Origin of the sequence: Mesorhizobium sp. C120A (assembly GCF_030323105.1) — a bacterium.
GTDB lineage: Bacteria > Pseudomonadota > Alphaproteobacteria > Rhizobiales > Rhizobiaceae > Mesorhizobium.
The window spans coordinates 2485064-2496714 of sequence record NZ_CP100476.1; the positions used below are offsets into that span (position 1 = coordinate 2485064).

Sequence of the window (11651 nt, forward strand, 5' to 3'; positions counted from 1 at the left end):
GGAAGGAGGACCGCAAGGCCACCTTACGACCTATTTGCTCCTGATAGCTTGACTATTTCTGGGTGTATTTTTTCAGCGAGGTGACCGACAACATCTTGGTTGGCGGCTACAATCGGCAGGATAATCTTAGCCCGCTTGCCAGAGCCTGGAACCGACACCCCGGTCTTTCTTCGACCTGAAGCGTGGGCATAAATCCCTGAGCCGGCGAATAAAGGCCGACAACTGCTTCACTGGCCAGCGTGCCAGCATAGGGCTCATATGACGGCCGATCAACGACTCGGTCAACCGAAGAGGTGACGGTACTTTTTGAGGCGGTTCTGTAGGCCATCGAATGCCGCAAGGTCCAAAAATCGCTCCAGTGAACCCGATAGCTGGTGAAACCTCAAAATAGTTCTTGCGGCGATTTTCCGTTAAAATCAAAAGCGCAATTTTTTTGACGGTTAGTGTCCGCCTTTTCGCAGCTCAGAAAAAAATCTGACTGGAATTGAGTCATACGCTGTTTAAACAATGCGGAACGAAGTGGTCGGTTGCGCCACCACTTTGCGGGACGACATACGAGAGTTGCAGGACGAGCGCGGTCAAACATCGAGGGCCGCCGGCTCGTTAGATACCACTACTCGTTCCTCCGCGCCATTCCAACAGGCTGAACTTCGAGGCAAGTGAGCCGGTCCTGGTCCGGCGCCTCGACTCGTAAATCCATTCCACCGATCACAACTGCCTGCAAGCTGCCGCTTGTTTGTTACTTCCCAAGTCTCATCGGCCATATCGAGGCGCTAGACCGTCAGCTGGTCGCGCGCTGTTGCCACAGCTGCCGATCTGCAATCGTCCCCATTTCCGCCGTTCTGGACCCTGTCTCCCAACGTTTGCAAAACGAGGTCAGCTATGGTCGGCAGTTTGGGGTCGCGGGAGCATACGGGATGATACGGGACCTTTCAGATTTTGGCCCACCAAAATCCAGCAAAATCAACAATTTCCGTTCGCCCTCCGGGCCCACCAATAACTCACGGCTTACGCCGAACTCTTTGTTTTGTGATCGCATCCGCGAAAAAGCACTCTACCGTCAAAGCTTTTCCCCACCTCTCGATAATTTCGCAAGCTGCCGCTGGCTATCGGCGGATCGTTGATGCGCAACTGTGACGGCGGTCGTTACCGTGGCTCGAGTGTCAGCAGATGTGGTAAGGCTGATTGTCGACGAGTAGCAGAGGGTCCAGCAACAATGACTTTGAGACGAACCAGAGCTTACGGCGGATCCGGCTTGGTTCTGGCGGTTTGCACTGTATTGGCTTGGCAAAACGCCACCGCCGCTCAAGATTGCTACGCAGCCGCGACGCCTGGCGTCAATTGGCAGGAGTGTGACAAAAAGCTTCTCATCCTGGAAGGACAGGACCTGAGCGGGGCAAACCTGTTCGGTGTTGATTTCACTTCGACCGACCTCAGGAACAGCAATCTCCTTGCGGCAAATTTTGAGAAGGCAACGCTTGTGCGCGCTTCCCTGGCCGGCTCGACCGCCAAAGGCGCCCGGTTCGACAAAATCGAGGCGTACAGGACCGACTTCAGCCAGATGGACGCGCAGGGCGCTGTGTTTACGGGCGCGGAAGTGCAGCGCTCGAATTTCCAGAACGCCAATCTGGTCAATGTTGATTTCACAAAGGCGGAATTGGGGCGTGCACAGTTCCATGACGCCGATATCAGCGGCAGCCACTTTTCGTTTGCCAATCTCGCGCGGGCGGATTTCCGAGGAGCGAAGTTCACCGCACCGATAGACTTTGACGGCGCTTTTTTCTTTCTGACCCGTATCGAGGGCCTCGATCTATCCAATTCGGCGGGTCTGTCCCAGTGGCAGCTCAACATGGCTTGTGGAGACGCCCGGACCGAGTTGCCTTCTGGCATGACGAGGCCAGAAGATTGGCCCTGTCAATTCCAGCAGGAATAGCCCGCCCGTCCGCTTCCCGCCCAAAGGCTGCCGGGCGGCAAAGCGCCTCAATTCAGTCCTCGACCGCGGGTCAAAGCACGACACTGCGGGACATTTCCGGCAATCTCATTTACCGGCGAACGACAACGACCAAATGGAGGACGGATGCCCAAGGTCAAAGGTGATACCGCTCTGGACAAGGAGCGCGCCAAAACAGAGAAGCTCCTCAAAAAGGTTGGATACACAGCCTTGAAGGAGGCCGGTGTGGTATCCAAGCGACCCGACCTCCCAAATCTAAAGATTGAAAAGCGAGGGAAGTAGCGCGGACACTCCCATGCTGACCTGACCGAAGGCACGCCCAAAATGTAGACGTCTGCTTTGCCTTCTCAAGCTAGGAGTGTGCAGGCGGCGCTTGCGACAACCACAAAGCGGACTGCTGGGGCCGGAAGAAGCTGTCGTATTTCCGCCCCGGTGCGATCCGATACTTCACAACTTTTTCACTTTCCAATTGGGGGCCATAGCAAATGAACGAAGAGACCGGCGTTCAGAAGTTGGTGCGCACGCTGCGTGCTCGAGCACCTGATGACGCAGCTGAATTGCTCGCTAGAGAGTCTCCCGAGTTCATCCGCGACACACTAAAGCTGTTGCCGGACGGGCACGCCCGTAAGGTGGCCGAGCATTTGCCACTGCATATGCGGCCCATCAGCTCTCATGACGGTGAGATGGGTTTCGCGATCCCCGAGTCGCTCGTCGACGTGATGGACCCGATCCCCGCCAGCGTTCCTGTCGGGACGACGGTTGCTGCCGCGGTGGAAGCTGTCAGAGGCGCCCAGGTGCCGACCGAGCTCACTTATCTCTACGTCACGGACGAGGGCAATAGACTGGTTGGCCTGGCGGTCCTGCGCGATCTGATGCTGAGCGAACCCGACGCGATTGTCGATCACATCATGCTGCCCAGGCCGTTCGCTCTTGATGTCGGTCTCTCTTTGAGTAACGCATGCAAGGCGGCGGTACGGCGTCACTATCCTGTCTATCCGGTGGTGGATGCGGAGAACCGGCTGCTCGGGCAGGTTCGCGGCTGGCGATTGTTCGAGCAGCAAATCATCGAGATTTCCGCCCAGTCTGGCCAGATGGTAGGCCTCCAGAAGGAGGAGCGCTCTTTTACGCCGCTGTTTTCAGCCTTCCTGAAGCGTCATCCGTGGCTGCAGTTGAATCTCCTGACGGCCTTCATGGCCGCATTCGTGGTCAGTTCGTTCACAGGCACGATCGAGAAGATCGTCGCTCTGGCGGCGTTTCTCCCGGTCTTGGCCGGGCAGAGCGGAAACACCGGCTGCCAGGCACTGGCTATGACGCTGCGTGGCCTTGCCCTGGGGGATGTGGACAAACGACCGAAGCTGCACTTGGTGATGAGAGAGGGCGCGCTCGCGGCCGCCAACGGCGTGCTCGTCGGCGTTGTTGCGGCTGCGGCGATGTGGTTCTATGCCTCGAGGCAACCGGCGTCGGCGGCGCAGGCGCCGATGCTGGCACTTGTGATCCTGCTTGCCATGTCCGGATCGTGCCTCATGTCCGGCATCTCCGGCGTGCTGATCCCGTTGGGCCTGCGCCGGGTAGGCGCCGATCCGGCGGTCGCCTCGGCGATCTTCCTCACCACCGTGACCGATATTGTAGGCATGGGCCTGATGCTGGGGCTGGCCACCATGCTCGTGCTGTAGCAAGCTGCGTGCGGTGACGCGTCCCTGGGCGTTGAGGCAATGAGCTGACCTCGCGTTCAAAGAAATTGCAAGACCCGGGCCGAATCGCACACGCCTCGTGAGAAGCACCTCCGGCAGCTCTCCGTCCCTTGCGAAACGCGACGGAAGGCCTTTGGAGAAGCCGTGGTGACCTTGAAGCCTGGTGACCAGATACGCAGGATCGCCCACCCAATATTAATCTTGTCGGCTGTGCGATCCACTACTGATGAGATTTGATTTTGTTAAGCCTTGGGCCAAATACTTCAATCACGTGCAGCAATGTTGAGAAGAGTTTTTGACAATCAGCGCAGCCGAAATAGGAATAAACCCGATATCTTGTTGCGCAGCTGCAACAGCTGCTGAGGACTCGCATAAGTCCGGCGACCGTTCAGTCGCCTTTTTCTTGCAGTCGTGCTAAATCCCTCGCACTAGTCGGGTTTGGGGTGGGTTCTCGGCATGCAATCTTCGTTTCGAACGATCTTCGGCTTCGCCGCAGCGCTGCTTTGTGCCGGCGTGTTGCCGGCCGGCGCACAAGGTCTTTTTGGGGCCTATGACGATGCGTTTGCGGCCCGCATCGCCAGTCCGGCCGACAATGGAACGCTCGCCCAATTCGTCACGGTTGCGGTCAACGCTGGGCAATACGATCAGGCGATCTCCTCGATCGAGCAGTATCTGATCCAGTACCCCCGCGATGCGCGCGCCCGGCTTGCGGCCAGCCGGTTGTATTACCATGTCGGGTCCTATGAATTGGCCCGGCGGCAGGTGCAGTACGGCATCGAAGTCGGGGGTCTGACCGCAAGTGAGCAACAGGAAGCTGTTCGCCTGCTCGCCCGCATCGAGCGCGCGTTGCGTGGCGTCACCTGGGAACTCGCCCTGACCGGCGGCGTATTCAGCGCATTCACCGATTTTGAGCCAGGCGGGGCGCAAGACGACGACAGCTTCGTCTCGCCTTACGGGCAGGCGGAAGGTTTTGTGCGGTGGGACCTCGGCACGCCAAGTGCCGACGCGCTCGTTCTTTCGGGGTCGTTGACCGCGACTGAGCGTCTTTTCACGGAAGACCTGTCGGTTCCGGGTGGCGAGAAGACTTTTATCCACGGCAACGCAGCGATTACCTGGGACAAGGGACTGCCCAACAGCGGGATCGATTCGCTGCGCCTGCTGCTTTCCGCGTTTACCGTTACGGATCGTTTCGACAGCGACATTTACGAAACCGGCATCGGCCTCAGTGGACGTTTCGTCGTTCGCCCGACGGTCGAGACGACGCTCTTCGCCGGTGGCGGCTACATCGATCTAAGCGCCTCGCAAGGCATTTTCGCGGATAGCAGGGTCTTCTATGAGGCAGGCGGCAGCTACCGCTTCCTCAATGGCCAGGCGCTCGGCTTGCGCTTTGTCGGCTCGAATGACTTCGCTTCCGGATCGGGCGAAATCAGCCGCAGCTATACGGGCGAGGTCCGCTATGGCGGCCTGTTGATGAACGTACCGGATTTTTTCGCATGGTCGCACCAGATCGCCTTATCGGCCGGCCACAGCGACACTCCCGATCTGTCCGTCGGCATCGGCACAAATATCAAGAGCGACTTCTGGCGCATTGCCTCGGAAAGCGATTTTCAGCTGACGGAAGCGCAGAAGATCAGCGTCGATCTCGCCTACCGCAAAACCAACTTCGCCCTCGCCAACCGCGACCGAAAATCGTTCGAAATGCTCATGAGCTATACGTTGACGCTCAATTGAAAGAGGCCGCGATGAGGTATCATCAGATCGTCGTTTTTATCGCCTGCCTCGCCTTCGCGGCACCATCCGCTGCTGAGACGGTCGGGTCGATGACGGCCTATCAGACCATCATCGTCCGCAATAACGGCGGGACGATGAACGTTGGCGCCGGCGTCGAACTCGGCGACCAGTTGCGCAGCAATCCCACCGGTCTCGGAATGCTGGTGTTCCGGGATGAATCGAGCGCCAAGATTGGTCCAAACACCAGCCTGACGATCGATGAGTTCGTCTACAATCCGGGCTCCGGGTCGGGAAAGATCGACATCGGGATGAACAGCGGCCTGGCCCGTTTTTATGGCGGCCAGGTTTCGAAAGGGGGCGTCATGCAGGTTGCGACGCCGCACATGGTGCTCGGAGCGAGAGGCGGCATCATCGAAGTGCTGGTGGCAGCCGGCCAGACCGTCGGCATATTGCGCGCCGGCCGTATGACCTGCACGATCAATGGCAAACGGCTGGTCATCACGAACCCGGGCTACGCCTGCACGTCGGACGATGGCAAGCTTCTGGCCGGCTACGGCGGCATCGACGCCTTCCCGATCTTGGACAGTATCGACCGGATAGCGGGAACTGGCCTGCCGGGCGCACCGGGTCCTGGGTTGGACGTAAGCGCAATTTGTGCGTCCGCTCTAGGCTCCTCGCTCAAAGTCTGCGGGTCCAGGGACGGCGCACTGCCAGGAGTGGTCATGGAATTCCCTGACAGCCCAACGCCACCTGCGGGCAGCGGGGGGCGGCGGGGCGAGTGTGAGGGTGAGGGTTGCTGCTACTACTACAACTGCGATTAGGCCTGGCTGCACGAGATGAGCCACTCGGTCGGTAGGCGCTGGGCTGATTGGCGGCAAGCCGGCAGACGCAAAATATCCGGCCTTGTGGTCGTGCTCCTGCTGCTCGCTTGCCATTTGGCTTTTGACGGGCCGTTGTCGCGCCTGCGTGAGCGGACGTACGACTTCTATCAGTTTCTCGCCCCACGTCAGGCGACGAGCAATCCTGTCGTGATCGTCTCGATAGACGACGCCAGCCTCAAGGCACATGGGCGATGGCCCTGGAACCGTGGCCTCTTGGCCGATCTGGTCAATGGCATCACGCAGTCCGGTGCGGCGGTGGTCGGGCTTGCGCTGGTACTCCCCGAGGCTGACACCTCGCCTGAGGGCATGGCCGGAGACAAGCGCCTGGCAGCGGCGCTGTCCAAAAATCGAACGGCGCTTGCCGTCAGCCTGGGCAATGAAGCGACGGTTTCAGAAGCAGAACCCAAAGCCGGCTGGTCGATCGTCGGGCAAGTACCCGATACACTTCCCGGCTTCACCGGTCTTACCGGGTCGCTTGCCGAATTCTCGAACGCCGCCGCAGGCCTCGGCGTGATTCGCACCTTGCCCGATCCCGACGGCGTACTGCGCCATGTGCCGCTGCTCTGGCTTCGCAACACCCCTCAACGCGCGCAGCTGTGGCCGTCTTTCGCACTCGAGCTCCTGCGCCTTTACGCTGGACAGGACGGTTACACAGCCCGGATGAATGCAGCCGGGTTCGACGCACTCAGGATGGCAGGCGCCATTGTGCCGCTCGAGCCGGAGGGGAGCATCCGCCTCTGGGAAACCGCCACCGACACGCCTCGCCTGTCTGCCAGCACTATCCTTTCGGGCCATGGCGATCCGCGGCTGCGGGACGCCATCGCCATTGTCGACCTGTCGGCTGTGGGCCTGACGCAGTACCTGCCCACGCCGACGAGTCCAGCGCGACCAGGAGCGGAGATCCACGCCGATGCGATCGGCCAGATGCTTGCCGGGCGCTTCCTGGCAGAGCCAGCGCACGCGCGTATGCTCGAGCGGCTCTGGTTTCTCCTCAGTGCCGTCGTTTTCATCGGGGTTTCCGGAGTGCTCGCCGGGCGTGTCGTGCTTGGCGCCCTCTCCCTGGCGCTGCTGGCCGTCACGCCGTTCGTGTTCGGCGCTCTCGAGTACAGCCTGCAGGGTGCACTCTATGACCCGCTGCAGCCGGCGCTTGCAACCATCATGGTTGCGGGCTTCGAAGGCTATGTCCTCTACAGGCGCAGCGAGCAGCGCCGGTCCACCCTCACGCGACAGTTCTCCCAATATCTGTCGCCCTCCGTGGTGCAGCGCCTCGCAAGCTCGGACACCGAGGCAATCCTGTCCGGCGAGAAGCGCGAGATCACCATTTTGATCAGCGACATACGTGGCTTCACGACCATGAGCGAACAGCTCGACACCCAAGAGATCGCCAAGGTGGTCAACCATTTCCTCGGCATTGCGACCGATGAGATCCTCAAGCGCGACGGCACCATCGACAAGTTCATGGGCGATGCGGTACTGGCCTTCTGGAACGCACCGCTAGATCAACCCGATCATCGTGAGCGTGCGCTGGACGCGGGCCTTGCCCTTATCGAGCGGGTGAGGCGCGAAGACGCCGCCTTCACCGCGGATGGCCATCGATCCATCGAAATCGGCGTCGCCATCGAGACCGGCATCTGCTCGGTAGGCAATTTCGGCTCCGAACGGCGCTTCGATTACACCGCGATCGGCTCCCCCGTGAACCGCGCGGCACGGCTCGAATCGACGACCAAGAAGCTGGGCATCCCCCTGGTGCTTGGACCCGGCTTTGCGGCAGGAGCATCGATGCCGGTCGTTCAGGCGGGCGCCTTTGAGCTCCAGGGTTTCAAGGGCGAGGTCCCGGTTTTCACCGTTCCGGAGATGCAAGCTGCTCAACAAGGTATGAGCCGCGAAGTAGAGAGCCAACGTGGTGAGCAATCTGGCGCCCCCGCCATGGTGGTTGGTTCGCCGCCATCCGTGCAAATGGCGCCGCTTGACCTGACACCCCGAACCCGGAGCATCCGCTGATCGGATCCAGCGGATCGCAAGATGCAATTGTCACGGGCACAGACGGACATCTTGTTTCGGCGACCATCGAGGGATGCGACGGCTTGCGTTCACTCGTCCTTGAAAGTCACCTTCATATGTTTGTGCACCATTGAGGCGAGGTCCTCGGCATCCCAGTTCGTGAGCCTGATGCAGCCGTGAGAGAAGGTCTTCCCGATCTTGCCGGGTTCGGGCGTGCCGTGAATGCCGTAGCTTTCGATGGAGAGGTCGATCCAGATTGATCCCACGGGATTGTTAGGGCCGGCAGCAATGGTGAAGGGCCGCTTGGTTTTGACTCCCTTGAATGCAAAATCGGGATCGTAGTGATAGGTCGGGTTGTGCACCACCCTTTGGATCTCTGCCTGCCCACTTGGTGCCGGCTTCTCGTCGCTCCCGATCGAGGCAGGGTAGACGGCAAGCGCTTTATTGGAGGGGTCGAGCACGCGCACCTGATGAGCGCCTTTGTCGACTTCGACGCCGGCAATGGTGGCGGGAGGTTCACCCCGGCCAACATCTGGTACCAGCAGCGTGGTTCCAGCTTTCCTGAATCCGGTGCCTGGGTTTAGCCTCCTGAGCAATGGTTCGCTCACATGGAAGCGCTCCGCCAGCTTCTCGATCGAGTCGTGATAGCCAAGCCTTCTCAGGCGAGCCATCCTCTCCATGCGCCGCGGAATGCGTTTGGTGAAGGGGCCGCGTACATCTTTGCGGGTCAGTTCAAAGGTGACCAGAGCTGGGCTGGTGGAGGTTGCCATCAGCTTGTCCCAAGTCGCCTGGGTGAGCTTGCCATCTGGCGCCAGTCCGTTCGACGCCTGGAAGGCCTTGACCGCCTTGGCGAAGTTCTCTCCAAGGCGGCCGTCGATGAGCCCCGGTGAGAAGCGCGCACGATCCAAAAAAATTTGCGCCTTCAGCACGGCAGGATCGAGCCCTTTCGGATCGCCGGCGGAGAATTGCGCCTGATTTACCGCGGCTAGGTCCAGCTTGGCCGCCTCCGTCCCGCCGCATGCGAAGGCGAGTGCAATGGCGAGGAGGAGAAGGAGCCTGATCATCGATTTCACTCCTTACGTTAAATCGCACCTGATCTGCTTCTATGACGCGCTGTGGCAGATCTGGTTCCATTCGCCGGTAGGAGGATCATAGGCAACCAGCCTTATGCCGCCGACCGGTCCGAGACGTTCGATGCCCATGCCTTGCCCCTCACGAGAGGCGTTGCTGGCCGCGCAGATCGGCAGTGTAAAAATGGCCTGGCCATGTTGACGTGAGCTTCTACCTTCAAACTGCCCACTACCTGGACCGGCAGTCAAATGGTCTCAGGGCAGCAAGTGAGGAGATGCGCTGGGAACCGGCTTGTCGGGCGGGTATTCTATTGATCTTCGGGATCGATAGATCCATGTTCCGTCGTCACTGTGATCGCGTTGTCGCCCGCGATTGCCCTAGCGTATTCGAAGCGCTCCAACTTCTGCCGATAGGCCTTTGAACATCGCGGTGGCCGAGTTCGTGATTTTGAAGTCGCCGCAACTCGGACAGCGAAACTCCCGGATGTCACCAACTGTCTCCGAATTAACGAGCGCCTGCTCATCTGTAATCGGGCAAATTGCGGCCATCCAAGCCATCGTGGTCCTCCGTCCTAAGGCCGTCCTCGATTACCCAAAAGGCATCGTCGAGTGCAAAATCCATTTCTGCCGACGCTCACCCCACCTGGAGTACTCCACCGAGTAGATTGCGCTCTCCACTCTCCAACCCGGAATGTGGATTAAAGCCAGTTCCTCGGCGAGCGATTTGCTGGTGGGCGGTAGGCGCTCTCGCTCTGGAGCCTCTCCCAAACGATCGGAGATGTTCATGTAGCGTCGGGCAGGACCGAAGGGCCGGAACGTGGCGTTTTCATCTCTTCGGCAATCACCAGCAGCGCCTCCAGAGAGACGGCGATCCCCGACATCACCGTACTTATGTCTGCGCTGCCGCCGAGCGTCGAAAGTTCGGCCGCTCGCGTTTGCATGCTTTGGCTCAGCTCTTGTAACTTCAGGCGCAGCTCGTCATCCATGTATGTTCTCCAAGCTTGACGCTGGAGGAACGCGCCTGCTTACAACCCGTTCCGCCGGTGGCCGCAGAGAACCAGAGACACCGCAGATGCTACAACTCGCGCTGTGGCAGCGCTTAGGATGGGCGGTGGATTGAGCCTCAGCGACTGACCGTCGGCAAATAGCGGATGCTTCAGTCTCGAAAAGGTGCTGGACGGCTCGATATGCACCGGCCCTTGGCCCTGGGTGCTGGTCCCATGCACAGTAAGGCCGTGCAAGTGCGCGCGGCCTCTGGGCTCAACATTCCAGTCGTCATGGTCCAAAGTTGTCCCAAGGTGGGTTCTCACCAAAGTGGGCGGCGAGAAGCGTCACGAAGCTTTGAACTTTGGCGGAAAGATGCCTTCTTGACGGGTACATCGCGTAGATCGACCGGCTTACCGGCTTGAACTGGGGCATCACTGTCTCCAACTGGCCCGAACGAATGGCTTCTCCAACAAGGAAAGTGGGGCAAAGTACTATGCCTGCTCCACCCAGCGCCGCATCGCGCAGGAGCTGCCCGTTCGTTGCCGTCATCCGTGCAGTGATTTTTACCGCCACTTGCCCCTTTGGTCCGTCGAACCGCCATTTTCCGCGGCTGGCGCGCAACGCGTAGTCCAGACAATCATGGTCGTGGAGATCCGACGGCTTTGTGGGACGCCCGCGTCTGTCCAGATAATCGCGCGAAGCGCAGACCACCTCGCGTGACGGCGCGATTCGGCGAGCAACCAGATTGGAAACCGTGAGTGGAGCGATGCGTACCGCGACATCCAGGCCCTCTTCCACGATGTCAACCACACGGTCGTCCAACACCAACTCAACCGACACCTCCGGGTAGACCGCGAGATATTCTGCAACGACTCTCCCAAGGTGCATCGCGCCGAAGGAGATCGGCGCGCTGACACGCAGTGAGCCGGTCGGACGTGTCTTGCTCTCGGCCGCGCTCGTACGAACTTCCTCGACATCCTCGATTATGCGCAGACTGCGCTCGTAGACGGAGGCGCCGAGCTCTGTCAGGCTGATGCGCCGGGTCGTCCGGTTGAGAAGGCGTGCGCCAAGCCACTCTTCCAGCATTTGGACATGCTTGCTCACAGCCGCTGGCGATAGTCGCATCCGCTTGGCCGCTCCAGCGAAGCTGCCTTCACCGACGACGTTGGCAAACACGGTCATGCTGGTCAGCCGGTCCAACTGCAATCACCTCTTTCATTCACGTTTCGTGAATTCACCATCCATATCTCCCTCGATTATCAATCCGCAGTGGACAGATTATCTGAAACCAGGCCGGGATCAATTGCCCGATCCGTCTCTCTAACGTTTGCCCGAAACG

General features: G+C 59.8%; 8 protein-coding genes. 5 read left to right on the forward strand and 3 right to left on the reverse strand.

The window, feature by feature from the left end; translation table 11 throughout:
• Positions 1-1216: 1216 nt before the first annotated feature.
• From NL532_RS12070 to NL532_RS12090, 5 genes are all read left to right on the forward strand, one after another.
• A complete protein-coding gene (locus tag NL532_RS12070) occupies positions 1217-1933 on the forward strand; it encodes a pentapeptide repeat-containing protein (RefSeq protein WP_023687777.1) in 717 nt (238 codons plus the stop codon).
• 503 nt (positions 1934-2436) lie between these two features.
• The gene (locus NL532_RS12075; RefSeq protein WP_023736095.1) at positions 2437-3624 is read left to right on the forward strand and encodes a magnesium transporter; all 1188 of its coding nucleotides are present in this window, start codon (positions 2437-2439) and stop codon (positions 3622-3624) included.
• A 474-nt stretch (positions 3625-4098) separates the two neighbouring features.
• Positions 4099-5373, forward strand: coding sequence for a tetratricopeptide repeat protein (locus tag NL532_RS12080; protein WP_023754494.1), 1275 nt, complete (start codon positions 4099-4101; stop codon positions 5371-5373).
• On the forward strand, positions 5370-6194 hold the full coding sequence (locus NL532_RS12085) for a FecR family protein (RefSeq protein WP_031251132.1): 825 nt from the start codon (positions 5370-5372) through the stop codon (positions 6192-6194). The genes NL532_RS12080 and NL532_RS12085 overlap by 4 nt, the downstream gene beginning before the upstream one ends.
• A 90-nt stretch (positions 6195-6284) precedes the next feature.
• Positions 6285-8255 carry a CHASE2 domain-containing protein gene (locus NL532_RS12090; RefSeq protein ID WP_196813856.1) on the forward strand — a complete coding sequence of 657 codons (1971 nt, stop codon included), beginning with the start codon at positions 6285-6287 and terminating at the stop codon, positions 8253-8255.
• Between the two features lie 89 nt (positions 8256-8344).
• Here the strand turns inward: NL532_RS12090 and NL532_RS12095 are convergent, their stop codons facing one another.
• The 3 genes from NL532_RS12095 to NL532_RS12105 form a co-directional block, all read right to left on the reverse strand.
• Entirely contained in the window at positions 8345-9319 is a 975-nt protein-coding gene (locus NL532_RS12095; RefSeq protein WP_023667960.1) for a L,D-transpeptidase family protein, read from the reverse strand.
• A 788-nt stretch (positions 9320-10107) separates the two neighbouring features.
• Entirely contained in the window at positions 10108-10311 is a 204-nt protein-coding gene (locus NL532_RS12100; protein ID WP_023829121.1) for a hypothetical protein, read from the reverse strand.
• Positions 10312-10600: 289 nt separating this feature from the next.
• Complete coding sequence (locus NL532_RS12105) at positions 10601-11512, reverse strand: LysR family transcriptional regulator (protein WP_023681081.1); 912 nt, start codon at positions 11510-11512, stop codon at positions 10601-10603.
• Positions 11513-11651 lie beyond the last annotated feature (139 nt).

Excerpts from the sequence above, each read along its gene's own strand:
- NL532_RS12070 (WP_023687777.1), top strand. The coding sequence starts at position 1,217 with ATGACTTTGAGACGAACCAGAGCTTACGGCGGATCCGGCTTGGTTCTG.
- NL532_RS12080 (WP_023754494.1), top strand. The coding sequence starts at position 4,099 with ATGCAATCTTCGTTTCGAACGATCTTCGGCTTCGCCGCAGCGCTGCTT.
- NL532_RS12095 (WP_023667960.1), bottom strand. The coding sequence starts at position 9,319 with ATGATCAGGCTCCTTCTCCTCCTCGCCATTGCACTCGCCTTCGCATGC.
- NL532_RS12100 (WP_023829121.1), bottom strand. The coding sequence starts at position 10,311 with ATGGATGACGAGCTGCGCCTGAAGTTACAAGAGCTGAGCCAAAGCATG.
- NL532_RS12075 (WP_023736095.1), top strand. The coding sequence starts at position 2,437 with ATGAACGAAGAGACCGGCGTTCAGAAGTTGGTGCGCACGCTGCGTGCT.